This window comes from Rhodococcus qingshengii JCM 15477 (assembly GCF_023221595.1).
GTDB lineage: Bacteria > Actinomycetota > Actinomycetes > Mycobacteriales > Mycobacteriaceae > Rhodococcus_F > Rhodococcus_F qingshengii.
Genome location: NZ_CP096563.1, coordinates 1,915,679 through 1,941,938, shown reverse-complemented (window position 1 = coordinate 1,941,938; position 26,260 = coordinate 1,915,679). Strand labels below are relative to the sequence as shown.

At 61.3% G+C, this 26,260-nt stretch carries 20 protein-coding genes; 5 read left to right on the top strand and 15 right to left on the bottom strand.

Annotated features, from left to right (window positions below; genetic code table 11):
• Window positions 1–93: 93 nt before the first annotated feature.
• Window positions 94–693, top strand: a complete 600-nt coding sequence (locus M0639_RS09075) for an SACE_7040 family transcriptional regulator (protein ID WP_003941968.1) — start codon at window positions 94–96, stop codon at window positions 691–693.
• A gap of 48 nt (window positions 694–741) precedes the next feature.
• Complete coding sequence (locus M0639_RS09070; protein ID WP_024487832.1) at window positions 742–1,488, top strand: GTP pyrophosphokinase; 747 nt, start codon at window positions 742–744, stop codon at window positions 1,486–1,488.
• A 158-nt stretch (window positions 1,489–1,646) separates the two neighbouring features.
• Here M0639_RS09070 and M0639_RS09065 read toward each other — a convergent pair whose 3' ends face one another.
• Entirely contained in the window at window positions 1,647–1,907 is a 261-nt protein-coding gene (locus M0639_RS09065) for a GlsB/YeaQ/YmgE family stress response membrane protein (protein ID WP_003942027.1), read from the bottom strand.
• Window positions 1,908–2,095: 188 nt separating this feature from the next.
• Between M0639_RS09065 and dctA the strand changes: the two genes are divergently transcribed.
• On the top strand, window positions 2,096–3,493 hold the full coding sequence (dctA, locus tag M0639_RS09060; protein ID WP_021343541.1) for a C4-dicarboxylate transporter DctA: 1,398 nt from the start codon (window positions 2,096–2,098) through the stop codon (window positions 3,491–3,493).
• A 532-nt stretch (window positions 3,494–4,025) separates the two neighbouring features.
• Window positions 4,026–4,898, top strand: a complete 873-nt coding sequence (locus M0639_RS09055) for a glycosyltransferase family 2 protein (protein WP_037129871.1) — start codon at window positions 4,026–4,028, stop codon at window positions 4,896–4,898.
• A gap of 45 nt (window positions 4,899–4,943) precedes the next feature.
• Here M0639_RS09055 and M0639_RS09050 read toward each other — a convergent pair whose 3' ends face one another.
• The 3 genes from M0639_RS09050 to M0639_RS09040 all read right to left on the bottom strand — a co-directional run bounded on the left by M0639_RS09050 (window position 4,944) and on the right by M0639_RS09040 (window position 10,180).
• Entirely contained in the window at window positions 4,944–6,308 is a 1,365-nt protein-coding gene (locus tag M0639_RS09050; RefSeq protein ID WP_064074168.1) for an outer membrane protein assembly factor BamB family protein, read from the bottom strand.
• Window positions 6,305–7,750 carry a hypothetical protein gene (locus M0639_RS09045; RefSeq protein WP_054827684.1) on the bottom strand — a complete coding sequence of 482 codons (1,446 nt, stop codon included), beginning with the start codon at window positions 7,748–7,750 and terminating at the stop codon, window positions 6,305–6,307. The genes M0639_RS09050 and M0639_RS09045 overlap by 4 nt, the downstream gene beginning before the upstream one ends.
• 183 nt (window positions 7,751–7,933) lie before the next feature.
• The gene (locus M0639_RS09040; RefSeq protein ID WP_047268953.1) at window positions 7,934–10,180 is read right to left on the bottom strand and encodes an MMPL family transporter; all 2,247 of its coding nucleotides are present in this window, start codon (window positions 10,178–10,180) and stop codon (window positions 7,934–7,936) included.
• Window positions 10,181–10,404: 224 nt separating this feature from the next.
• On the opposite strand from M0639_RS09040, the gene M0639_RS09035 reads away from it, so the two are divergent.
• Window positions 10,405–11,853, top strand: coding sequence for a zinc-binding metallopeptidase family protein (locus M0639_RS09035; RefSeq protein WP_064074169.1), 1,449 nt, complete (start codon window positions 10,405–10,407; stop codon window positions 11,851–11,853).
• A 55-nt stretch (window positions 11,854–11,908) separates the two neighbouring features.
• On the opposite strand, the gene M0639_RS09030 is transcribed toward M0639_RS09035, so the two are convergent.
• The 11 genes from M0639_RS09030 to M0639_RS08980 form a co-directional block, all read right to left on the bottom strand.
• Window positions 11,909–13,021 carry an NDMA-dependent alcohol dehydrogenase gene (locus M0639_RS09030; protein ID WP_003942086.1) on the bottom strand — a complete coding sequence of 371 codons (1,113 nt, stop codon included), beginning with the start codon at window positions 13,019–13,021 and terminating at the stop codon, window positions 11,909–11,911.
• A 47-nt stretch (window positions 13,022–13,068) separates the two neighbouring features.
• On the bottom strand, window positions 13,069–14,568 hold the full coding sequence (locus M0639_RS09025) for an aldehyde dehydrogenase family protein (RefSeq protein WP_019744236.1): 1,500 nt from the start codon (window positions 14,566–14,568) through the stop codon (window positions 13,069–13,071).
• Between the two features lie 108 nt (window positions 14,569–14,676).
• Window positions 14,677–16,344, bottom strand: a complete 1,668-nt coding sequence (locus M0639_RS09020) for a sigma-54-dependent Fis family transcriptional regulator (RefSeq protein ID WP_003942072.1) — start codon at window positions 16,342–16,344, stop codon at window positions 14,677–14,679.
• 4 nt (window positions 16,345–16,348) lie between these two features.
• A complete protein-coding gene (locus tag M0639_RS09015) occupies window positions 16,349–17,986 on the bottom strand; it encodes an AMP-binding protein (RefSeq protein WP_003941942.1) in 1,638 nt (545 codons plus the stop codon).
• A gap of 207 nt (window positions 17,987–18,193) precedes the next feature.
• Entirely contained in the window at window positions 18,194–19,471 is a 1,278-nt protein-coding gene (locus M0639_RS09010; RefSeq protein WP_085998903.1) for an MFS transporter, read from the bottom strand.
• A 331-nt stretch (window positions 19,472–19,802) separates the two neighbouring features.
• Window positions 19,803–20,342, bottom strand: coding sequence for a hypothetical protein (locus M0639_RS09005; RefSeq protein ID WP_007730168.1), 540 nt, complete (start codon window positions 20,340–20,342; stop codon window positions 19,803–19,805).
• Between the two features lie 142 nt (window positions 20,343–20,484).
• Window positions 20,485–21,783 (bottom strand): HAD family hydrolase, encoded by a 1,299-nt coding sequence (locus M0639_RS09000; RefSeq protein WP_064074170.1) that lies wholly within the window; start codon window positions 21,781–21,783, stop codon window positions 20,485–20,487.
• Window positions 21,784–21,863: 80 nt separating this feature from the next.
• Window positions 21,864–22,637 carry an ethanolamine ammonia-lyase subunit EutC gene (gene eutC / locus M0639_RS08995; protein WP_054827682.1) on the bottom strand — a complete coding sequence of 258 codons (774 nt, stop codon included), beginning with the start codon at window positions 22,635–22,637 and terminating at the stop codon, window positions 21,864–21,866.
• On the bottom strand, window positions 22,634–24,058 hold the full coding sequence (locus M0639_RS08990) for an ethanolamine ammonia-lyase subunit EutB (protein ID WP_156525023.1): 1,425 nt from the start codon (window positions 24,056–24,058) through the stop codon (window positions 22,634–22,636). Before M0639_RS08990 ends, eutC begins: the two co-directional genes overlap by 4 nt.
• The gene (gene eat, locus M0639_RS08985; protein WP_003941913.1) at window positions 24,055–25,527 is read right to left on the bottom strand and encodes an ethanolamine permease; all 1,473 of its coding nucleotides are present in this window, start codon (window positions 25,525–25,527) and stop codon (window positions 24,055–24,057) included. Before eat ends, M0639_RS08990 begins: the two co-directional genes overlap by 4 nt.
• A 165-nt stretch (window positions 25,528–25,692) precedes the next feature.
• Window positions 25,693–26,253: a DUF779 domain-containing protein gene (locus M0639_RS08980; protein ID WP_003942021.1), complete on the bottom strand. Its 561-nt coding sequence runs from the start codon at window positions 26,251–26,253 to the stop codon at window positions 25,693–25,695.
• Window positions 26,254–26,260 lie beyond the last annotated feature (7 nt).

The window sequence follows — 26,260 nt, the reverse complement described above, 5'->3', positions numbered from 1 at the left end:
CGCCTTCGCCATGAGTTAATGCTCGATAACTGAAACTAGATTAACTATGATTAACTGAGTTGTCCAGAACACAAGCGAAGAAAGATCGAGAGAATGACCTCTGAGCAGGTAGCAGCTCCGACGCGACGCGATCAGATGAAGGCCGACCGTCGACGTCAGCTCTTGGACGCCGCCGCACGGTTGATCGCCGAACGCGGATTCGTGAGTGTGCGACTCGAAGACCTCGGCGCGGCCGTCGGTATCAGCGGCCCGGCCGTGTACCGGCACTTTCCGAACAAGGACGCCGTCCTCGTGGAACTTCTCGTCGGCATCAGCACGCGCCTGCACGAAGGAGGTTCTGCGGCAGCGGAGGCAGCGGACTCACCGAGCGCCGCACTCGACGCACTGGTGGAGTTCCACCTCGACTTCGCACTGGGCGAGCCGGACCTGATCCGCATCCAGGACCGCGACCTCGAAAGCTTGCCGGCCGACGCGCGTCGACAGGTACGCCAGACGCAGCGCAAGTACGTCGAGGTCTGGGTCGGGGTGCTCGAGCAACTCGATCCCCAACTCGATCAGGCGGACGCACGAATCAAAGCGCATGCCACCTTCGGTCTGATCAACTCGACCCCTCACAGCGCCAACCCCGCTTCGCCGGCACGCGCGCGTCGAGTCCTGCGGGATATGACGCTCGCCGCACTGCGCACCCACTGAAACCGGACACGGCACAATCGGTGGCAGACTGGTTACACCAGCTAACAGATGAGGGTGCCGAACGTGGAAGACAGCAGTGGGGTCAGCAGGGCCGATTTCGCCGAACTGCGGACCGAGTTCTCCCGCTTCATGATGTTGTACCAATTCGGAATCTCCGAACTTATGACCAAGGTGAACATCCTCAAGGACGAGTTCACTCACATCAATCAGTACAGCCCTATCGAACACGTCACGTCACGGGTCAAGTCACCGGACAGCATCCTGCGAAAGGCTCAACGCCTGAACGTCCCGCTGACGATCGACGACATCTCGAAGAACATCTTCGACATCGCTGGAGTACGTATCACCTGCAGCTTCATTTCCGACACGTACCGAATCGCCGAGATGCTCACCAGCCAGACGGACCTTCGGGTGATCGAGCGCGAGGACTACATCGCCGATCCGAAACCCAACGGCTACAAGAGCTTGCACTTGATCGTCGAGGTCCCGGTTTTCATGAGTGACCGCGTCAGGCACGTACCGATCGAACTTCAGATCCGCACGATCGCGATGGATTTCTGGGCGAGCCTCGAACACAAGATCTACTACAAGTACAACCGCGAGGTTCCCGTCGAACTCCTTGACGAACTCACCGAGGCTGCAGCCGCGGCACACCGCCTGGACGTCAAGATGGAACGACTCAACGACGAGTTCGCCAAAATCAAAGCGCTACCGCATCCTGACGACGAAATCCTCGAGCAGGATCTGCCGGCGCAGTTCCTCGAGGCGCTGCATCTTCAGCGACGGGCGCTCTGAATTCGGTCCCCCTCCCCTGAGCGAACGCGCCTTTCGGCGCATCTGAGGCGACGAAAGTGCCGTTCGCTCACAACTGGGGTCGGACAACTAGGGCAAACAAAAAGAAGTGCGCCCTCCCGAACTTCGGGAGGGCGCACTTCTCGAATTGGGTCGGCTTGCTATTTCTTGCCAGTGACGGCGCTGTAGCCGATCGAGAGCACGGCCGCCGCGGCGATGCTGATGATCCAGCGGATCCAGTCGATTCCACCCGTGTCGCCCTTGTCCGAGATCGCCCCCCAGACCCAGTACCCGATAAGCGCTCCGGCGATACCCAGCACGACGGTCACGATCATGCCGTACTGCTGCTTACCTGGCAGTACGAGACGAGCCAGGATTCCGATGACTGCGCCGAAAATGATGGTTCCGATAATTTGCCCCATGACAGCCCCTCTCACACGTCGTGCATGCACGCGGACGGAAGATCACCGCTCAGGGAAACAATAGCCACAGTCACACACAACTGTCGCTTGTTGACCGAATTGTTGTCCGAGATGCAACCTCGACGCGTTACATCCACGACATTCGCGAGTTATTTTTTCGCAATCAAGCGGACCTACCGTTCCCATCCATGCCAACTTCCGTAAAACTGCCGAACAGCGAGCTCGCGCGACTCGCCAACAAGCCGCCCTGGTACCGATCACTGTTCGTGCAATTGATCGCCGCTATCGTCATCGGTGTTCTCATCGGCTGGTTGTGGCCGGAATTCGGCGCGAACCTCAAGCCCCTCGCCGACGGGTTCATCAAGCTGATCAAAATGCTGATCGCGCCGATCATCTTCTGCACCGTTGTGATCGGGATCGCCCACGTCGGGGATCTGAAGGCCGTGGGGCGTATCGGCGTCAAAGCACTCATCTACTTCGAAGTCGTGACCACCTTCGCCCTGTTGTTCGGGCTGCTCATCGGAAATCTGATGAAGCCGGGTGCGGGATTCAACATCGATCCGGAGACGCTGGCGAACGGTGCGGACGCCGTGGCCGCCAAGACCGGAAGTGGCGAACTTCCCCACACCGTCGAATTCCTGCTCAATATCATTCCGGTGTCGATAGTTTCGGCCTTCGCCGAGAACGCACTCCTCCAAGTCCTCTTCTTCGCCGTACTGTTCGGGCTCGCATTGGCCAAGGCGGGTGAGAGTGGACCACCGATCGTGTTCGAACTCGTCGATCGTCTGAGCCATCTGTTCTTCACGATCATCGGCTGGATCATGAGACTGGCGCCGTTGGGCGCTTTGGGCGCGATGGCGTACATCGTCGGTCAGTACGGGATCGCTTCGCTCGGAAGTTACGGAAAGCTGATCGCCGCATGCTATCTCGCCGCCGTCCTGTTCATCCTCATCCTGGCCGCGATAGTCAGGTACTTCGCGGGCGTGAACCTGTGGAAATTCGTCAAGTACATCAAGGACGAACTCTTCCTCGCTTTGGGAACGGCGTCGACCGAAGTAGTTCTGCCCCGAATCATGGTCAAGCTCACCAACGCCGGATGCTCGCGCACTACAACAGGATTGGTGGTGCCTACCGGCTACTCGTTCAATCTCGACGGCGCAACGCTGTACCTGTCGATCTGCATGCTGTTTCTGGCGCAGGCACTCGGCGTGGACCTGACACTCGGTGAACAGATCACTGCCGTCCTGGTTCTGATGCTCACCTCGAAGGGAATGGCCGGCGTGCCGGGATCGTCATTTCTGGCGCTGTCGGCCACCGTGGCCGCAATCGGTCACGGCGCAATTCCAGTTGCCGCAGTCGCTCTCCTACTGGGCGCCGATCGAATCATGGATTCGATGCGGGTGTCGGTGAACCTGCTCGGGAACTGTGTCGCAACCTTCGTGGTCGCCAATTGGGAGGGGCAGCTCGACAAGGAGCGCATGCGCCGAGTGCTCGACGGAGAAGACGTTCCACCGCTCGAGGAAGTCGATCCGATCACGGGGAAAACCGTTCCGGCACCCGAAACCGAAGGCATCCTGACCCGATAGGTAGGTGCCGGCTGCTGTTTGCACATCGGAAATCGGTGCTGAAAAGTCGCGGGGGCAGACTTCACTGGAAAATCCAGACCGACAGCTACAAAAGCAAATATTTGCAGATGGCGGCAACCTTGCCGTCAAGGGTCCGTTGAATCTACAAATATGGCACTTGCGCTGCACCGACTCCACTTCGCTGAAAAGCAACTTGCGACATCTAGATATTGCCCGACGGTTGCCGCAGTGGCGATTCACAATTCAGCGAACGGGCAGCATTATATTTGCCGGAATTAGAAGGACTAAAGTCCGGTGTTCGACCGACGAATAGACTCGAGCGGGTAAAAATCAATCAGCTCCGAAAGCCTTATTCTGCATGCATTTATGCCGTGCCAGCTGCACTTATGCTGATAGTTTCCCGCAATAAGCTGTTGCGGGATTGATCATATGGCCCTCGGTTCAAATTGTCCGAATGGTCACCTATTGCTATCGTAACCTTTGCGAAGGACTGGACCCAATTGCCCAGCAAAGGAATACAGTGACCGCATCCATGCAGGATATTGAACACTTGTCCACTAATCGACTTTCGGTGGTTGTTCCGGTATTCAACGAAGAGAACGCGGTTTCCGGCTGCATCGAGCGTCTACTGACCGAGTCGGAAATCGATGAGATTCTGATTGTCGACAACAACTCGACGGACGGTACTGCATCGATCATCCAGGAGTTCGCCGAGAAGTACGACAAAGTCAGATATGTCTTCGAGGCCCGCCAAGGCGTCGTACACGCCCGGAACGCGGGCTTCGACGCCTCGACCGGCAACATCATCGGTCGTATCGACGCGGACACACGGGTACAACCGGGATGGGCAGATGCGGTCAAGGGTTTCTTCCAACGCAGCACCGCTCATTCAGCAGTTGCCGGACTCACCTACCTCTTCGAATCGCCGTTTGCTCGAATCCACCGCTACGCACTGGACAGGCAGGTGAAGCAGGGGAAGTTCGATTGCGAACGTCAAGTACTCGCTGTCGCCGGAGCGAACATGGCGATCAGAAAAAGCGCATGGTTGTCGGTCCGCGAGCAAGTCAGTGACCGGCCGGACATCCACGAAGATATCGACCTTTCACTGTGCCTTCGGGAGGAAGGGATGACGATCGGTCAGATCGCCGACATGCGAGCAGAAACGTCCGGTCGACGCGGTGAAACCCCTCCGTTGGAGTACCTGAAGTACAACCAAGCATCCGAATCGGTTCTGCACCTTCACAACATCATGAATTGGCGCCTCAAACTGACCATCTGGGGCGACTCGATGCTCCATGCGCTCGTGTGGCCCGTCTACCGCATCTACAACTTCGAGCAGGAGCGCCTGGAGTTCAGGCGCTTGTTCGGCATGTCGAAAGGTCGAATCATGCCAGTTCACCAGTAACCCATCGAATTTCGCTAATCGCCGAAGGTTCGCAGCCACCGAATTTCACGACAGTTTCAACGCCGTGATGCGGTCTTCACTGGAACGCAACAGCACCTTCTCCCCCGCCCACAGCTCGCGCGGCATCACCCAAGGCGTGAACTCGTCGTCCCCGTCCTGGACGACTTGGACCTCCCAACTCCGTTGGCCGGTCCTGACATCTGTTCCGTAGACGTTGCCCTCGTCGATAACGACATCCCCGTGCCAGGCGATCTCTCCGGCGCGCTCGGCGTTCGAGCGCCACAGGACCTCCCCGGTGAGCAGGTCCACGAACTGGACCTCGGGCTCGGAACCGGAGCGGGTCACGGCGATCACGTTGCCGATCACCGCCAACGACTGTGCGGTGTCGAAGACTTCACTGTTGGACCACAATTTCTCGCCCGAAGTCCGGTCGAAACCGCTGTGTCCCAGAATGATCGGAGTCGATCCTCCCGCCGGATCATCTCGGCTGTATCGTCCGCCGTAGTACGAGGACTCCGAAGGCAGTTCGTCCGTCCTGGCGAACTCGCGCCCGTACTGATCGAGCGCGTACTCACTTGTCGGACGGCAATTGCCTTCGCAACCGCCATCCGACACCAATGTCACCCCGTCGGACGATGTGTGCGCGGTCGAACAGGTGGAGTAACCGTGTACCCACCGCTGTTCGCCGGTCTTCACGTCGAATCCCAAGGACTCGTCGAGAGCGATCACGCCCAGGTCGCCGTGAACCGACATCACCGGATCGACGTATCCGGCTTCCCACGATCCACCGACGTCGAACGCTTTGGACCAGTTCGCTTCCGGATCGTCGACGGTTCCGCTGTGCACGCGAACGTCGTTGCTCTCGATATCACCTTCGAGCGCGAGTACGGTGTCGCCCGAGACAACCGCGACGATCGGCGACCACGGTGTCTTGATGTCTCGCCGCTCTCCCGTCTCGATGTCGAACAGCGAGTACGAACCACCGGATACGTACGGCCCGGAGAAACACAGCACCGAACTGCCGAGCAGAGTCTCGGAGCAACCACCGATGTCGACCGCCGACGTGCGCCAACGAACTGTGCCATCTTCGGCGTCCAATCCGACCAATTCTGCGTCGTCCAACGAATACGCCTGACGATCCGGCATACCGATCATCGTGACCACGAGTGATCCGGCGTCGATGAATCCGCCCATGTCCATGTTGAATTCGGTTCCAACAAGTGGGCTCCGGAAGATCGCGAACTCGCGCCCGAGAATCTCGGAGGCCTCGACGCTCCATAGCGGCGACGAGATCGCTGTCGGTTCGGAACTCGTCGACGTGACCACCGTGGCGATGGCGGCAGTGACGGTGACTACGGCTGCGGCGGCCGCGATCCGAAGTCGCGATTTCGGGGAGAATCTGGTGGTCATCGAATCTCCAAGCCTTCGGTCGTCGCGAGAAACTCCAACTGCGCGAACGTCATCGGATCGTTCGGGATCGCAGCCGACGACGAAACCGAGACTTGGGTCCCATTCGGGCGGGTGACGACCACCGACCTGCTCGTTTCCTGCGTCGATTCTGCTTTCGAGCCGTCATTTGTCATGGGCACGGTCGCGTAGTTCCGTTCGTCTCGCTCGATCACGGATCCATCCGGTCGCGTCACGACCTCCAAGGGGTGCCCGTCGTAGGAAGGGTCGTATTTGTTGGGCTCCGTAGGGAGTGGTTGTCCGCCGGTAATTGTCATGTTGAGCGTCGACTCGCTGTCTCCCGTCCGGGTGAGAAGTCTCTGACATGCAGTGGACTTGTCATTCTCCGCCACCGTCAGAGTGCCCGGTCCGGTATCAAGAATCGGAAAACCCGGAGGTACAGCGCGCCATCTGACTTCGAGTACCGCGTTGAGACGTTCGATCGTCGCGCGATCGAGTTCGGCCACGTCGCCAGAGTCTCGGGGGATCCCGTGGCACCCGGGCGAAAGCGGTGCCGTACCCGGCGGAGCAGGCGTCGTGATTCGCAGTTGCGGCAGGCTGACCAAGGACACCAGTTCGTCGATGGTCAGTGGAAGCGCGCCGCTTGCCTGAACCTCGGCGCCGACTCGATCGGCAGTGTCATCGAGATAGGCGTGAACTCGTGTGCCATCGATGCCGTAAAGGAACGCCGAACGAGAGAGAGTGCGTTGTCCGTTGATTTCACTCCACGAGTCCTGCACGTCCACAACTGAACCATCCGCGAGTGAGCGACGTTCGACGAGAGAACCGGCAATGCACGGAGGAACCGGCGCCTTACTGCTGTTGACCGAGACCGACAGTCCACCACTGGCCTCGCCTCGAAGTATTGTCGCCGACGCATCAGTGGACGCCAGATCCTCGATCGTCCATCCCTCGGGTAACTCGTCCGAGGTCGACGGTGCCGAGATCGGACCGAACTGGAGTGATCGGCTCGGACTGGCGAACTTGATCTCGACGCCGTCCGGAATCGCATCGGCGACCGCATCCGACATCGATACAGCTTTGGCGCCGGAAAACCACGGAAAACGTGGGTCGTCGTACGCGTCGTCGCCACCTGTCGATGTGAAGATCGAGATTCCGTGTTCGTCGTCCGGCGCTTCGACGCTTTCACAACCCGGAATCGTGGTCGGGTACACCGCGCTCGGCGTGACGTACGAGAATTCAGGCAGGTCCTCCGGCGCCATCTCTTCCGGTGTGGACGTCATGCTGATCGACGAAGTCGCAGCTACCGAGATGTCATCGGACGGCGAACTGCTCCACCGATCCACCAGCCCGGCAACCACTGTCCCGCCGGCGATCAGGGAGACGACCGTCAGCGCGAAGGTCCACTTCTCGGCCCGCTTCAAATCGGTTTGCTCCTTCGACACGTACCCTCGCAGTCACCGTCACGGCTCGCCCCCGATGCGCGTCGCCTCTGGAATTCCTGTCGCGATCACAGCAATTTCTGTTACCAACCGGATGGTTTCCTATCGCGCGGGCTCCGTATGAACACAGAAGAACGGGGTGCCAGTTGCTGTGCAACCGGCACCCCGTTCTGACTGCCTGAGTGCTTACACCCTCACAGGCACCTGATTCGGGTCTGGATCGGAATCCGGATCCTGCTCGATCGGAATCCGTCGAATCGCTTCACCCTCGATGTCGACGTTCGGCAGGATCTTGTCGAGCCACGCCGGCAACTTCCATGCCGAATCACCGAGAATCGACATGACCGCAGGGATCACGATCATGCGGATGATGAAGGCGTCGAAGAAGACTGCAGCCGCGAGGCCGAAGCCCATCATCTTGCTTGTCGTCTCCGAGGACAGCATGAATGCGCCGAACACGGAGATCATGATGATGGCCGCCGACGCGACCACGCGAGCACCATGGGTGTAGCCGGAGATGATGGCGTCCTTGGCCGACAATCCGTGCACGTATTCCTCGCGCATTCGCGTCACGAGGAACACTTGATAGTCCATCGCCAACCCGAAGACCACACCGATCATGAAGATCGGCAGGAACGAGATGATGGGTTGTGTGTGCTCGATCAGCCCGAAGTCGCCCTCCTGGAAGATGGCCACCGTGGCGCCGAAGGTCGCACAGACGGAAAACAGGAATCCGAGAGTTGCGGTCAGCGGCACCAGGATCGAGCGGAAGACGACCATCATGATGATGAACGCCAGCCCCACAACCACGATGAGATACGGGATGAGCGCGGAACTGAGCTTCGACGACATGTCGGCAACGATCGCGGTTTGCCCCGCTACACCGAGTTCTGCGCCTTCCGATTTCACCGTCGATCCGTAATCCCGGATCTGATTCATCAGCTCGTGGGTTTCGGGGCCGCTCGGTGACATCTGCGGGGTGACCGCGATCAGCGCAGAGTTGGCGCCCGCCATCGGGTTTGCTGCGTCCGGTCCGTTTCCGACCCACATCAACTGATCCGGAGTTGCGACGTTGTCGAGGCCCTTGATGTGCGCGACAGTGCCTTCGGCAATCGCGGTGATGTCGGTGCCGTCAGGCGCGTCGAGCACGACGAACAATTCGCCATTGACGCCTTCACCGAACCCACGTTGCAGCAGGGCAAGTGCCGGCCGCTCTTCGTCCTGAGTGAACGAGAGTCCGAGTTCGAGCTTCGTCATCGGAATAGCCGCGATCACCAGAAGCACCAGCGCAGCACCCGCGATCGGCCACGGGTACTTGGTGACTATCTTGGCCCAGCGATGTCCGTTGGATTCCATCGTCTCGGGCTCGTCACCGTGGCGCAGCCCGGGGATACGAGGCGAGAACGCGAATCGGCCGAAGATACCCAGAACCGCTGGGATCAATGTGATTGCGCCGAGCACAGCGATGATGACGGCAACCGCTGCCGAGATTCCCATCTGCGTGATCATCGGAACCCCGACCACCGCCAGGGCCGCCAGCGCAACCACCACTGTCAGGCCTGCGAATACGACAGACGAACCGGCAGTACCTACTGCGCGTCCGGCGGCGGCTTCCCTGGTTCCGCCCAGGTTGAGCTCACTGCGGTAGCGCGACACGATGAACAACGCGTAGTCGATCGAGACTGCGATGCCGATCATCGTGACGATTCCCGTGACGCCTTCGTTGATGTCGAAGAAGCCCGAGCCGAGGGTGACAGTCAGAGTGGCCAGCGCAATTCCCAGAATTGCAGTGAACAACGGGATGAACGCCGCGATGAGTGCACCGAACGCCACGATCATCACGATGAACGCCACCGCGAAGCCGAGCATCTCCGACAGACCGCCCGCGGCCTGCACCTGCATCATCGAGCCGGTTCCTTCGACTTGCAAGCCGCCGGTGCGGAACTTTGCCATCAAGTCCAGGAACGCGGTCTTGTTGGCCTGCGTCTGATCCTCGATGCGAATCGACTGATTGAGCTGGATCAGCCCGACCTTGCCGTTGTCGCCGAGAACGGCCGACGCCACCGCTGGATTTGCCTCCGCGAGAGTGACCGGATTGACGATCTTCTCGGGATCGACGATGTCCGGCAACGTCTTCGCCTGCGCGATCAACTGATCGATCTGATCGCTGTGCGCGGCAAGCCCGTCGTCTGCCGCGATGAGAATGCTGGTCGACGCCTGAGTTTGCTGCTCCGCTGCCGCTGCAAAGTTCTCGTTCATCAACTCGGTCGCACGCTGTGAATCAGTGCCCGGAAGATTGAATTCTTTGGAGAACGTCGGATTTGTGGCGCTGATAGCGCCCCCCACCACCGCGATCACGATAATCCACGCGGCCACCACAAGATACTTGTGGCGGAAAGCGAACTTCCCCAACCTGTAAAGATACGTAGCCAACGTAGGCCTCTCTCGCCGTGGACTGGTCTGTCCGAAGAACACGGAGTCTTTCGGTGCCAAGGTCATACGGTACGGACCGACCGGCTCGTTGGCACCTGGTATATCTGCGAAAACGGCATATCCGGCGCGCTCTCCGAGTCCTTTTCAGACCGCTCGGTACCGTGGACACGACACGGGCAGGCGCCTCACCAGAGCAGACGTCGCGTAGCACGAAAGGCAATCCCATGAATCACGGCCAGGCCGTCGATCGCGATCTCCTCCTTGCAGGCCAACAGCGACTCGACGCGCGGGGGCCACGATTGACGGGATCACCTTCGCACCACGCGGTGGTGGAGGAAGTCGCGAACGAACTGACCGAACTGGGCCTCGAAGTCCGGCGTGATTCACACACTTTCGAACGCTGGGATCTACCGGCAACGTCTGACGGACTTCGCATCGAATTGCCCACGGGGCCGATCAAGGTTTCGTCCGCATTCCCCTACTCGGGATTGACCGGCCCTCAGGGAATCTCCGCTCCCCTGGTCCACGTCAGCGCGCGACGCCCCAAGTGGTCCTTGGCCAAGGGCGCGATCGCAGTGATCGAGGTCCCGCACATCGATCTTCCCCGCAAACTACTGGTCAGCGAGTGGGGTCCGATCGCCACCGACGAGACTCTTCGAAATCCGGTTCTCTCCGCGACTCTTCTTGGCCCGAAACTCGACAAGGCCCGCAAAGCCGGAGTGCTCGGCGTGATCGCGGTGTGGCGTGACATCGCTCCGGACAACGCGCTGGGACAATATCTTCCGTTCACGCAGCCGTACCACGACATCCCCGCCGTCTGGGTGGCCGGCGACGAGGGCAGGAAGGTTGTCGCTGCAGCTCGTTCGGGCCAGCGGGCCACTCTGGTTCTGGATGCAACTCTGCATCCGGACACCCGGACCGACACGGTGTGGGCGGTATCCCCGGGGACATCACCGGAAGAGACGATTCTGCTCATCACTCACAGCGACGGAACCAACGGCGTCGAGGAGAACGGGCATCTGGGAATGTTGGCCTTGGCGCGGCACGCCGTCGCGCAGCCGCATCGACGGTCGTACGTTTTTGTGCTGACGACCGGCCACCTTCGCATTCCAGCGGTGTCCAAGCACGGACAGGCAACGTCCACCTGGCTCGAAGCACACCCCGAGATGTGGAAGGGCGAAGACGGTCAGGCGCGCGCAGTAGCGGGGATCGCAATCGAACACCTCGGCGCACTGGGCGATACCGAGAACACCTCGATCGGCAGCTATTCGTTGGAGACCACTCCGGAACCGGAACTGCTCTACGCGACGAGTCGGGAAGTACACGACATCGTTGCACCGCTGTGGCGCGACATCGGGGCAGGCGATCGCCGAATCGTGGCGCCAGGACCGGTCATTCATTTCGGTGAGGGTGAACCGTTGTTCGAGCGGAAGATACCGGCGGTCGCCTTGGTGACGGCGCCGCAGTACCTGCTCGCTCTGCGTGACGCCGACACAGTCACGCACGTCGATCTCGACGCGATGGTCAAACAGGTCGAAAGTTTCCGCGATCTGCTCGACGCCTTCGACGCAACCGACACCGCGGCTTTCGGTCCGGTGGTCTCGCGCTCGGTGTTCGCGAAGTTCTCGGCGCTACTTCAGTTGATGCAGATTTTGTCGAAAGCCAAGAAATAGTGCTGTGCGCCTTTATTAACCGCGGGCGGTTAATAAAGGCGCACAGCACTTGGGGTTACTTGTCGTGAATGATCACGCCACGGATGTTCTTGCCGTCACGTAGATCCTGGTAGCCCTTGTTGACGTCTTCGAGGCTGTAGGTGTTGGTGATCAGTTCGTCGAGCTTGAGCTGACCGGCATCGTAGAGACGCAGCAGTCGCACGATGTCGTACTGCGGATTCATGGACCCGAACAACGTGCCCTTGATCGTCTTCTGATTCAGCGTCAGGTCGGTACCCGACACGTGAACGGTCAGCTTGGCGGGGTCGGCGAGTCCCGTGATCACCACGGTGCCACCCTTGCCGATCACTGCCGTCGCTGCACTGACCACGTCCTCGTCGACGGTGCCGACAAGGATGAGCGCAGCGTCGGCACCCTGTCCCCACGTCAGCTCGTTGACCTTGGCAGCAGCGCTCTCGGCGTCTGCAAAGGCATGGGTTGCACCGAACTTCAGTGCGGTCTCACGCTTGAGAGCAACCGGATCGACCACAACGACGTACTTGCAGCCGGCCGAAACGGCGCCCTGGACGGCGTTGATGCCGAGACCACCGATGCCGTAGATCACAGCGGTGTCACCGGCGCGAAGGTTACCGGCATTTACTGCCGTTCCCCAACCCGAAGGCACGCCGCAGCCGACGACCACCGCTGTCTCCAAGGGAAGCCAGTCGTCGATCTTGACTACCGAGTGCTGAGAAATGGTGGCGCGCTCGGAGAACGTTCCCAACATGCACATTCCGCCGAAATCCATTCCGTTGCCGTGGAAACGGAAGGAACCGTCGGGCATCGAGCCTTCGAGGATGGTGGCACCCATGTCGCAGAGGTTCTGGCGACCGGTCGAGCAGTAGCGACAGGTGCCGCAGTTGGGGATGAAGCTACACACGACATGGTCGCCCGGCTTGACCTTCGTGACGCCTGGGCCGACCTCTTCGATGATGCCCGAGCCTTCGTGTCCGCCGACGATCGGGTAACGCGGCGGGAGATCACCGTCGGTCAGGTGCAGATCCGAATGGCACAGTCCGGCAGCGGTGTACTTGATCAGTACCTCACCCACACCCGGGCCGTCGAGGTCGAGTTCCATGATCTCGAAAGGCTTTCCGGGCTCGAGCAGTACAGCAGCTTTGGTCTTCACTGGTGATCTCCTTGATTGTCGGACGAGAGAATGAGCGATGGGGTCGGTCAGAGAGCGATGTTGACGGCCTTGGTCTGGGTGTAGAGATCGATAGCCGAAGCGCCGAGCTCGCGGCCCCAGCCGGACTGCTTGTATCCACCGAAGGGCATTGCAGTGTCGAAGCCGTTGTACTGGTTGATCCACACCGAACCGGCCTTCAAGCGCTTCGCCGTGCGGTGAGCCTTGGAAATGTCCCGGGTCCAGATGCCGGCGGCCAAGCCGTAGATGGAATCGTTTGCGGCAGTGATCGGTCCGTCGTCCGCATTGAACGGCAGCGCCGCCACGACGGGTCCGAAGATCTCCTCCTGAACGATGGAGAATTCGGGCTTGACGTCAACGAAGACGGTCGGCTCGACGAAGTAGCCCTGATCGCCCCAGCGGTTGCCGCCCGTCAGTGCACGTGCGCCGTCGGCGATTCCCTCACGCAGGTAGCCGGTCACCTTGTCGAACTGCTCCTGCGAGACCAGGGGTCCGAGCTGGGTGGTGGGATCGAGGCCGGGTCCGATCTTGACCTGACTCGCTGCGTGCGCGACGGCCTCGGTGAACTTCTCGAAGATGGTGTCCTCGACGTACAGACGAGTACCCGCAACGCAGCACTGTCCGTGGTTGAACAGCCACGCGTTGAGCGAACCCTCCACCGCGGAATCGAAATCGGCGTCGGCGAACACGATATTGGGGCTCTTGCCACCGAGCTCGAGCGTAACCTTCTTCAGATTGCCCTTGGCGGCGTCGACGATCTTCTTACCCACCTCGGTGGAACCGGTGAACGCAACCTTGTCCACGTCGTCGTGGCCGGACAGAGCAGCACCTGCATCGCCGAAGCCGGGAACGATGTTGACGACGCCGGGCGGGAAGCCTGCTTCTTCGAAGACCTCCGCGAGAAGCAGTGCGGTGAGCGGGGTCTGCTCAGCGGGCTTGAGGATCACCGTGTTGCCGGCGGCGAGCGCGGGGGCGAGCTTCCACGACGACATCAGCAGCGGGAAGTTCCACGGCACGATCAGTCCACAGACGCCGATCGCCTCACGCAGGGTGTAGGCGTGGAACTCGCCGCCCGGAGAGAAGGGCATCGACACGTTGACGGTGCTGCCTTCGATCTTGGTGGCCCAACCCGCGTAGTAGCGGAAAACGTCTGCGGCCCAAGCCACGTCGACGGCGGTGGCGATGGCAACGGACTTGCCGTTGTCGAGAGCTTCGAGCTGACCGAATTCCTCGGCACGAGCACTGAGAATGTCGCCGACGCGCCAGATCATCCGCTCGCGCTCGTTTGCCTTCATACGTGACCAGGGGCCGTCCTCGAAAGCCGTTCGAGCGGCACGTACCGCGCGGTCGATGTCTTCGGCCTGACCGTGTGCCACGTCTGCGAGCTTCTGTCCGTCAGCCGGGTTGTACGTCGCGAAGGTCTGACCCGAAGCGGCGTCGACGAATTCGCCGCCGATGTAGAGCTTCTTCGGTCCGTTCAGGAAACCCTGTACCGCGGAACTGATGGTGTGTTCGGCTACTGCCGTCATCGGAAACTCCCCTGAAGTAGTGAGGTGCGAATGTGATGCACGCCATACTTCCGCGCTTCCAGGGGTGCTAACTGTCCGAACTTTGTACAACTGAAGTCGGACAGCAAACTACACAGTGATGTCGAGCGCCCGCATCCGTGTATAGAGAGTGCTTCGGCTGATTCCGAGTTGCGCCGACGCGTGAACCTTGTTGCCGCCGCAGTCTTTCAACGCTCCGATGATCGCCTGGCGCTCGGCTTTCTCCCGCCCTGCCAACCGCGACACCTTGGTCGTGGTGCGATAGTCCTCGGGCAGATCAGCGACGTCGATGCGATTGCTCGAGCGTTCATCCGAGGCGCGATTCAACACGACGCGCAATTCGGCCAGGTTGCCCGGCCAGTTGGCCGCCGCGAGTGCTTCGGCAGCGCTGGCGGTCAACCTCAGTTCTGGCGAGATCCCCTCCAACATGACTTGTGCCAACTCGGCGATCTCAGCCTGTCGCTCGCGCAGTGGGGTGATGACAACCCGGGAGGCGCATCGTGAGAGCAGCGCGGCGATGGTCGGCGGAAGATCAACTGCCGCTCCGCTGGTCAGTACGATTTTCGGCCCCTCGGCGCTGGCGTCGATCAGGTCTGCGACCAGCGGCAACACCGAGTCAGGAAGGAGTTGTACCTGTTCGATCACGACCACGCCCGAACGCTTACGGGCTGCTCGCACGAGATCGGTGACCCACTGCTCACGGCCGTCGAACGCGATTCGCGTGGCATCGAGCCAACTCGCATCGACACTGCCGACGACATCCGATGCTGCCGAGGTTCGGCCGGATCCCGCTTCACCAGAGATCGCCACGGCGGCAGAGGTTGCCCGCGCCCGCATCAGGTCGCGCCGCAGTCGTTCGCCCGGAGACGGTGCCCGCTCGTGCGTTCTGCGGATCGGTGCCCGTTCCCGTTGGAGTGGTTCGACCAGGAAGAGCGCACCACCGTCAGCCCCGGAAATCCGGTCGGCTTGAACTCGCGCCAGAGCGCCGGACGCCAATTCGACTGTCACCAATCGTGATTGGTCCGGATTCAGGTCGGCAATCAAGGAACGGAGCGATACATGGTCTGCGGTGTCGAGCAAATCCAAAGCGGTTCGGTTGCTCAGCAGGATGTCGTCGCCGATGGCCGCGACGGCAATGTGGCGCTGATGTGAAACTCGCTGGAATGCGTCGACCAGCCGCTGCTCCGATGCTTTCGAGCCTTCGAGCAGCCGTTTCTCGATGTCCGCTGCAGCACGCGCAAGGAAGGGCGCGAACAGTGGGTTGGCCTGCGAGACAACGCCGGTCATGTCGAGAATGCCTTCGACACGACGTGTGACGGGATGCAGGATCGGCTGTCCATAGCAGCTCAAACCCTTGAGGCTGTCGAGGAAATGCTCGTCACCGTGGATCACCACGCTTCGTCCGACCTCGAGGGGCGTACCGAGCGCGTTGGTGCCGGCGTGCTCTTCGCCGAAGCGTGAACCGTTGACGACGCCCAACCGCTCGATCGTTCGCTCGACGCGACTGTCGGAGTACACCGAAGCGACGACGCGGCATTCTCGATCGGCAAGCAGCACGCAGAAACCGGTGCCCGCGATCTGTTGCGAAACTTCGTCGAGCACGGGTGCGGCTGCCCGGAGCAGACGAGACTCACCGTCCTGCTCCTCGGTGTCCACGGCGATGGCCGACGACGGGTCGAGGCCACTGAGTCGAGAACGCTTCCAGGAGAGCGCGATCTCGGGGCGTACCGGCTCACGCTCCCCTGGGTTCGCGGACATACTCTCAGGCCTGACCGATCAATTCGATCGCCTGTTCTCGCATCGCGATCTTGCGGACCTTGCCCGTGACTGTCATCGGGAACTCGTCGACGACATGGACGTACCGCGGAATCTTGTAGTGCGCGAGCTTGCCGGTGCAGAACGCGCGGACCGAATCGGCGTCGAGATCGTCTGCACCTTCGCGCATCTGGACCCACACCATCAATTCCTCGCCGTACTTTGCGTCGGGTACACCGATGACCTGCGCATCGAGAATGTCGGGGTGGGTGTAGAGGAACTCCTCGATCTCACGCGGATAGACGTTCTCGCCACCGCGGATGACCATGTCCTTGATGCGTCCCGTGATGGCGACGTATCCGGCCTCGTCCATGACTCCGATGTCTCCGGTGTGCATCCACCGGGCAGCGTCGATCGCCTCGGCGGTCTTCTCCGGGTTCTCCCAGTATCCGAGCATGACCGAGTAACCACGCGTGCACAGTTCACCCGGCTCGCCACGGGGCACCGTCAATCCGGTTGCCGGATCGACGATCTTGATCTCGAGATGCGGCCCTACCCGTCCGACCGTTTCGGTGCGCTGCTCGATCGAATCGTCCGAGCGGGTCTGCAACGACACCGGCGAGGTCTCCGTCATGCCGTAGCAGATGGACACCTCCGACATGCCCATGCGATCGATGACCTGCTTCATCACCTCGACCGGGCAGGGCGAGCCCGCCATGATGCCGGTGCGAAGGGACGACAGATCGAAGCTGTCGAAGTCCGGCAACGCCAACTCCGCGATGAACATCGTCGGAACGCCGTAGAGGGACGTGCACTTTTCGGCCTGAACGGCTTCGAGCGAAGCACGCGGATCGAAAGCCGGACCCGGAATGACCATGGCAGCACCGTGACTGGTGCACGCAAGGTTGCCCATTACCATGCCGAAACAGTGGTAGAACGGCACCGGGATGCACACCCGATCGACCTCGCTGTAGTGGCACAACTCGCCGACGAAATAGCCGTTGTTGAGGATGTTGTGGTGACTGAGCGTCGCGCCCTTCGGGAAACCGGTAGTACCCGAGGTGTATTGGATGTTGATCGCGTCGTCGGCCGACAACGCGGCCTGGGCTGCGGCGAGCGGAGCCGGATCGCTTGCCTGCGCCGCCAAGCCGTCTGCAAGCACCGCGTCCCACTCGGGTGAACCGAGCAGGAGCACCGACGTCAGATCCGGGCACTGCGGCCGCACCGTCTCGATCATCGACGCGTAGTCCGAGGTCTTGAAGCTGGCCGCAGACACCAGCGTCGAGATCCCGGCCTGCTCGAGTACGTACTGCAACTCGTGCGAGCGGTACGCCGGATTGATGTTGACCAGGATCGCGCCGATCTTTGCCGTCGCGTATTGAGTGAACGTCCATTCCGGACAGTTGGGAGCCCAGATTCCTACCCGATCACCCTTCCCCACACCACGGGAAAGTAGTCCGGCAGCGAGCCCGTTCACCTGCTCGGCGAACTCCCGGTACGTCCATCGTCGACCGCTGGCGTGGTCGATCAACGCATCGCGGTCGCCGTGTGCGGCAACCGTGCGATCGAGGTTGTCTCCGATGGTGTCGCCCAGCATCGGACCGTCCCATACTCCGGACGTATAGCTGGGCAGCGGCGTACTCATGTGTTCTGTCCTCTCCGGTTACCTGTTCAGGCACCTATGAGAGGGGCCGCCGCAGCGGACCCTCTCATCTACGAATTTACTCGATTCGGTGTGATGCACGACATACTTCCCGGTGCGGGGTGGCCGTAACTGTTCAGAGTCCGGACACCCCACCCGCCTGCTGTGCGCCTTTATTAACCGCCGGCGGTTAATAAAGGCGCACAGTGGTTACAGCGCGTGGTCCTTGGTCTCGACGAGTGCCCAGGTGCAGATCAGGCTCAACACACCCAGGATCGCCAGCATGACTCCGATGGCCATACTCCCGTAGGCCGAGGCCAGCGGTGCGGCGATCAGCGGCGGCACTGCCCCACCGAGCACTCCGGCGAGGTTGTAGCCGAGGCCGGCACCGGTGTAGCGGTAGCGGGTCTGGAACATTTCCGGAAGCAGCGCACCGCAGGGGCCGTAGGCGATTCCGAAGATCATGAGCGTGCCGAACATCCCGATGATGAACGCGATCGGCGATCCCGTGTCGAGGAGCGGGAACAGCACCAGCGCCCAGACGACGGCCAGACCACACGAGATCATGATGACCTTGCGGCGCCCGATGCGGTCCGAGTACAGAGCGGAAACGACGATCGCCGCACCGAAGACAACCGCGGAAGCGATACCGACCGACAGGACGAACGGACGGGAGAAGCCGAGGGTCTTTGTTCCGTAGCTCGTCAGGAAAGCCGTGCCCATGTAGAAAAACGCGAACAGGCAAGCCAGGGCGCCTGCCGAGAGCAGGATCTCCTTGGTCTGGAACCGCCAAGCATCCAGGAACGGAAGGGTGCGCGGTGCTTCGTTCTTCTGCTCCGCGACGCGCTCTGCCTGCTCCGCCTTGAAGACGGGAGTCTCCTCGATAGCGAGTCGCATGTAGAGGCCGATGCCGACCAACACGATGGAGAACAGGAACGGGATACGCCAGCCGTAATCGAGGAAAGCCTGGTTGGTGTCGCCGAGAACTGCGCCGGTGATGAGGAAGGTACTACTCGAGAGAACGAAGGCGATTGCAGGGCCGAGCTGCGGGAACATCGCATACAGACCACGTTTGCCCGGTGGAGCGTATTCCGCGGTGAGCAAGGTTGCGCCTGCCCACTCACCACCGACCGCGAAACCTTGGCCGAATCGCAAGAGCACCAAGATGATCGGGGCCGCGACACCGATGGTTGCAGCACCCGGCAGCAAGCCGATCAGGAGCGTCGAGATACCCATGAGCAGGAGCGTCGAGATCAGCGTCTTCTTGCGACCGATGCGATCACCGAAGTGTCCGAACAACATTGCGCCGACGGGCCGGGCGATGAATGCGACTGCGAAAGTCGCAAACGATGCGACAGTTCCCGCAGTGGCACCGAGCGCGGGGAAGAACACCGTCGGAAAGACAAGTGCCGCAGCGGTTCCGTAGATAAAGAAGTCGTAGAACTCGATAGTCGTGCCGATACAACTCGCGATTGCAACGCGCCGCACACTGGTGGTGTTCTGCGGGGGCTGCGTCGCACCTGCGGCACTCGCACCCCCGGCGCCGGCGGCACTGGTGCCGCCTGTGGGAGAGACTGTGGTCACTCGATTCCTCCGTGGTCCCGTGGTGTCGCCCTGTGGGCATCACCGTCGATAGGAAGAAAGGTAGTGATGTGGCTCACCCCCGCACTACCCCCGAAAGGGGGTAGGAGTGATCTCGGTCACCACTTGTATGCAATGGTAACGAGTTTCACGACCCTCGACATGCCGCAGGCCGTCCGATTCGTTCTCACGAATCGGACGGCCCTCGAGAAACGGCGTCACGGTGCAACGCTACGGATCAAGCCTTACCGGCAGCCCCGAACAGTTCCTGACGGATCTCGCCCCACACCGTGGCGTAGGAGTCGATGATCGGTTCGGAAATCCACTTGGACTCCCCCGCTTGCACTTTCGCGAGAGCATCCGAGAAGAGATCCTGGTAACGAGACAACCGCGGAACGAATGCCGACAGATCGTCGAACAGGTTTGCAGCCCGGCGATCCAACTCTGCAAGGGAATCCGCATCTGCGTCGTCGATGAGCGCGGCGAACTCCTCGTCCAAGGGAAGGAACGCCTCGTACACCTCACCGATGGAGTCCTCGTCGATCGAGACGCGCTCGGCGTCCAACTGATCTTCGAGTTCTGCCAAACCTTTCTCGGTCAGGCTGATGGCGTTTTCCGCTTCGACCGCTTTGCCCTGCGCGACAAGTGCGTCGTACGCAGCTTGACCGGAAGCCGAGCTGACGCCCAGGTGCTCGGCCAGGACGACCGCTCCGACCCGCTCCTTGAGACGTACTGCCTGGAGCAGTGCCAACTCGTCCACATTGCCAGCGAAGGCCATCGATTTCTCCTACTCACGTGCCGCCTCTGCGGCTCCAGCATCACAGCGGACACCCGTGGGTTTCCGCAGCCCGACAAAGGGCTCGACAGAATCAGATCACACCCCGATCGATCGTTGTGAAGTCACCGCGACAAGTCGACCGTCACGCGACGGTATCGGCCTGATCGGGGATCACGCTGCCGTCTGCGCGAGTCACGGCACCTTTTGCCCCGGCCGCGTCGGTGTAAGCATCGGTCGAGCAGCGATAGGGAGCGTCCGCCCGGGACTTCGGTTCGATGAACATGGGGTTGACCAGCCATTTCCCGTCACTGTTGTCGTAGGCATTGCACATCAGTTCGGGATTGTTGCGGTTGATCACCAGGCGCGCGCCGGTCGCATCTCCGAGGAACGTCACGTCGGTGACAGAATCACCGGCAGCAAATACCTGACGTCGATCGGCGGCCAACTGCTCGAACGCCGTAGGCCCTTGAACCCCGTAGACAACCTCGTTGACCTGGCACCGTTTGCCGTCGATGTACGGAATGACAGAGTCGTCGCCGTCCGCAACGCCACCACACCCACGCAGGCGCCCGGTGAGAACCCCGCCCTCGACGATGGGCCGAACTCCCATCACGTGATCGGCGTCCAATCCCAGCTGTTCCGCCCAGACTCGAACGACCGGTTCGGCCGACGCGGAGATGATCCGCACGTCGAATCCATGAGCGCCGAGGGATTTCACCAAATCTTCGATTTGCGCGTAGTACCGCACCGAGCCGTCGACTTCCGTCGTACCGACGGTCTGATCGGATCCTTCTGCAGCAGCGAGATTCTCGGCACGGGCTGCGCGAGCGTACTCGGTGATCTCGTCCTCGGTGTGCCCTGCCATCAACTGCACGGCCCACGCGTATGCGGCTTTTGTCCGGCGGTGATCGTAACCGTCGAATGCGGCCTGCCCGTCGCGAGTCTTCTCTTCGAGTACCGCAACGATCTCGTCCGCGCAGTCCAAGTCGGTGCTGGTTGCCAACGGTTGCCCCGGCGCGGTCTCGGAGCCGCACGCGGCGGAAAGTGCGGCAGCGCCGGCTGGCGTCATGAAGCGGCTGGTGGTTGCCCAGTCCCCTCCGGCAGGCTGTAACACCTTGTTGTTCTTGATCATCCAGAATGCGGTGGCGCTTCCGATGTCGTTCTTGACAACTGTGTTGTCCCAGTCGAAGAGCGCCAACGGAGCTCCGTCATCGACATCACCTGCAGCTCCACACGTTCCGAACTCCGTCATCATGGCATCCAACGTCACACGGTTGTCGCCGTACCACGCAAGACTGGGATCCAACGCAGCACAGGATGAACCCCTTTGCGCCACATCTTCTTTCGGGGCACTCTCGGCCGAACTACATGCAGTTGCACTCAACAGGACACTACCTACCGCCAACGCGCACAGGGCGCGGGAATGCAGCGAACGGAACATCGATTCCCTCGTTTTCGTCGTGATTCGGGTACGACGGCATACCCGGGTCGATCGACCCGGGTATGCCGTGCAGTTGTCAATTAATCGAGCGTCAGCACTTCTCCCGACGCAACGGCGTCGGCGCGAGAGGTGTCCTTGAGGTCGACGCCGGAGCGGCCCAACTGGCGCGCTCCCGTCACCAATCCCAGGACGACACGAGCAGCCTGCTCGTATCCGAGTCCCTCGGGTGGGTGGACATTGGAAATGCAGTTTCGATCCGCGTCGGTACGACCGACGCGGGGAAGGTGAGTCAGATAGATCCCGACACTGTCCGCAACGGAGAGCCCTGGACGTTCGCCGATCAGGACGATCGCCGTCTGCACTCCCATCGCGGCAGCGATGTGATCACCCAGTGCCACACGGGCATTCGTGGCGATCACGGGCGGCGCGATCGAGTACCGCTCCCCCAACACCGTGACCAACGCGGACAGTAATTGCTCGCCGTGGTCCATCAGTGCTCGCGGCGAGAGTCCGTCGGCGAGGATGAACCCGATTTCCTTGTCGGAACTCGCGATCGCACCCAGGTCAGCCGGTTGGCGCCCCAGGTCGGGTCTCCGGAGATACTCACTGCGGGTGGAGACGCTGCTCGCGACCACCACCGGCGCCCCGATGCCAACCCCTTCGACCCGACTGGCAAGCGTCTCGGAGTCGAGTGGCTCGTGGACCGCGTCGCGGGCTGCGGCGTGAGCTGCCTTGAATTCGAGAACCCGCTTGGTGGGCAACGAATCTCCGGCACGCCCCAGCCCGATACGCGATTGTGTGGTCTTGCGCAGTGGACCCCAGAAATCGAGGATCGGTGCCTGATCTTCGGTCATGAGTTCACCGTCAAAGCCCGCAACGGCGACATTTCGGCATCGATCGGAAGAACCCGACCGTTTGCGTCGGTCATCCCCAAGTTGTGGAGCCAGGTCTCGAACTCCGGGGCGGGCTGCAAACCGAGAACCTTACGCACATACAGCGCGTCGTGGAACGCCAGACTTTGATAGCCGAGCATCACGTCGTCGGCGCCGGGCACCGCGATCACGAACGCCGCGCCGGCGACGCCCAGCAAGGTGAGCAGGTTGTCCATGTCGTCTTGATCGGCTTCGGCGTGGTTGGTGTAGCAGACGTCCACTCCCATCGGCAGCCCGAGGAGTTTTCCGCAGAAGTGATCCTCCAAGCCCGCGCGAATGATCTGCTTGCCGTCGTAGAGATACTCGGGACCGATGAAGCCGACCACGGTGTTGACCAGCAGCGGTTCGAGATCACGTGCCACTGCGTATGCCCTGGTCTCGAGTGTCTGCTGATCGACCGGGGCTCCGCCGGTGCCGTAGTGGGCACCTGAGCTGAGGGCGGACCCCTGCCCCGTCTCCAGGTACATGACGTTGTTGCCGACCGTTCCGCGGTTCAAGGAGCGCCCGGCCTCGTTGCCCTCACGCAGGAGCGGAATGTTCACTCCGAAACCGGAATTGGCGCCTTCGGTACCGGCAATCGACTGGAAGACGAGATCGACCGGCACCCCCGATTCGATCAGTCCGATCGTGGTGGTCACGTGCGAGAGCACGCACGACTGAGTCGGGATCTCGAATCGCTGACGGATGTCGTCGAGCAGGTGGAGCAGATCCGAGGTGGCCTGGGGTGAATCCGTCGCGGGGTTGATACCGATGACGGCGTCGCCACATCCCATCAGGAGACCGTCCAATGTGGCCGCCGCGATGCCGCGTGGATCGTCTGTCGGGTGGTTTGGCTGGAGTCGGGTGCTCAGCCGGCCGGGCAGTCCGATGGTCGTACGGAACCCCGCGGTCACGGTGATGGCCTTCGCGACGGCGATCAGGTCCTGATTGCGCATGATCTTGCTGACCGCCGCAACCATCTCGGGGGTGAGCCCGGGACTTACGGCGGACAACCGTGCGGAAGCTTCCGGCGCCGACGCGGTCTCGAGCAACCAGTCTCGTAGTCCGCCGACAGTCAGGTGTGCCACCGGCGCAAAGGCCAGGCGATCGTGGCTGTCGATGATGAGCCTGGTTACCTCGTCGTCCTCGTACTGAACCACCAGATCTTCGAGGAACACCGTCAACGGAAGATCAGCCAGAACCCATTGAGCAGCAGCACGTTCGGCGTCGGAGCTTGCCGCACAACCGGCTAGTTCATCACCCGACCGCAGTGGTGTCGCTTTTGCCATCAGATCGACGAGACCGTCGAACGAGTAGTTGGTTCCGGATACCTGCTGGTGATACTTGGCCATCCCGCGACTCATCCCAATTCTTCTTCCGCCTGTGCAAGTACAGCAAACTCCTCGTCCGGCGAGTTGGCAACAAGGTGGTGGCGACTGTAGAGACCGAAGTACGCCATGAGAACTCCGAAGGCAACCAACGTCAGCAATGCCGCAACGGGATCGACCAGGAAGGTGGCCACCACCGACACTGCCGCGATCACGAGCGCAAACGAGGTGGTGGCGATACCGCCGGGCGTGCGGTACGGGCGCGGCATGTTCGGCTCACGCTTACGAAGAACGATGTGACTCACCATCATCAGGACGTAGCTTACTGCCGCGCCGAACACCGCCATGTTGAGCAACATTGCACCTTCACCGGTGAGTGAGAGCGCGAAGCCGATGATTCCGGGTACGACGAGCGCGAGAGTGGGGGCCTTGCGCTTGTTGGTCACCGACAGGTTCTTCGGCAGGTAGCCGGCGCGGGAGAGCGCAAACGTCTGGCGTGAGTAGGCGTACATGATCGAGAAGAAGCTCGCGACCAGACCGGCAAGTCCGATGTAGTTGACGGCCTTTGCCGCTCCGCTGTCCCCCAGAGCCTCGACGAGCGGATTTCCGGAGGTGGACAGGGCGTCTGCGCCGAGCGCACCGGTGGCGAGGAAGAGAACCGTTGCGCCTGTGACGATCAGGATCAACATGCTGATGATGATGCCGCGGGGGACGTTCTTCTCCGGCTCACGTGCTTCCTCGGCGGCCAGCGGTACACCTTCGACCGCAAGGAAGAACCAGATCGCGAAGGGCACGGCGGCCCAGATTCCGAGCAGACCGAATGGCAGGAACGACGACGATCCGACTGCGCTGGTGTCGACGGCGATATCGGTGAGGTTGGACGAATCGAAAAGGCCGACAGCCGAAACCGCGAACACGACCAGGCCGACGAGTGCAATGGCGGTGATGATGAACATCGCCTTGAGTGCCTCACCGGCGCCGGTGAGGTGAATGCCGATGAAGATCGCGTACACCGCGAGGTACACCCACCAGCCGTCGGTGATCCCGAACAGGTTCAGGGACTCGACGTACGCACCGATGAAGGTCGCGATCGCTGCGGGTGCTATCGAGTACTCGATGAGAATTGCTGTGCCGGTGGCAAATCCGCCCCAGGGCCCCATGGCCCGTCTGGCAAACGTGTATCCACCACCAGCGGCAGGAAGTGCCGACGACATCTCGGCCATACCGAGCACCATCGCCAGGTACATACCCGCGATGACGACGGCCGCGATGAGAAGGCCACCGAAACCACCTTCGGCCAGACCGTTGTTCCAGCCGGCGTAGTCACCGGAAATCACATAGCTGACACCCAACCCCGCAAGCAGCACCCACCCTGCTGTTCCCTTTCGGAGTGTTCGTTTCTCCAGATACGAATTGTCTTCCGCATGGAAGTCTGCGCCGTCGTGGTGTGCACCCGCGGCACCGGCGTTTTTGCCGGTTGCGTGGTCGGAAAGAGACATGTCCATCCTCTGAATCGGTCAAGAATGAGACGACGCACGGTGGATGCGTCGCGTGAAATGAACGGTATGTGGGCGATGTACGGAGAAGGTCGCCTGGAGATGACCGTGCTGTTAACTGGCTGTCATGTGAGCGGCCCCGAGTCTGTTCAGATCTTCTTCAGGCTGCCGTTCTCAGGATCGGGCGGCCGCGCCCGGCACCGGGCAGGCGTCGACGGCCTCGGCGACCACCTGGGGAACCGTCGGGGGCAAAGGACGCACGCCCGCTTCCCAATCAGCGCCCACGAGAATGCTCGACGCGCCGAGTGCTTCGTTTTCGTCCGGTGTGAATGCCCTTGCTCGACTGAGGAATCTGAATCCTTCAGGAGACTCCAGGCTGAATCCACTGCCGCGGCCGGGCACGACGTCCAGTACCAACTGGGTGTGCTTCCAGGCTTCGAACTGTGATCCGGAAATCCAGACCTGTACAGCGTCGGTTCCGGTGGGAAGATCTTCGGGAGTCTCTCCGACAGCAAGTCGGAGATCGACGATTCCGAGTAGTACGTCACGGTCCCCGACGATGAATTCGCCTGAGGGATAACACATCGGGGCCGAGCCGTCGCAGCATCCGCCGGATTGATGCATCATCAGTTCGCCGTGAGTCCCGCTGAGGCGGCGCAGGAGGTCAGCCGCCCCAGCGGTGGTCACCAACCGGGGTGGAACGGCGCCGGTATCGGGTGTGTCCGTGGCGCTCATTCCAACC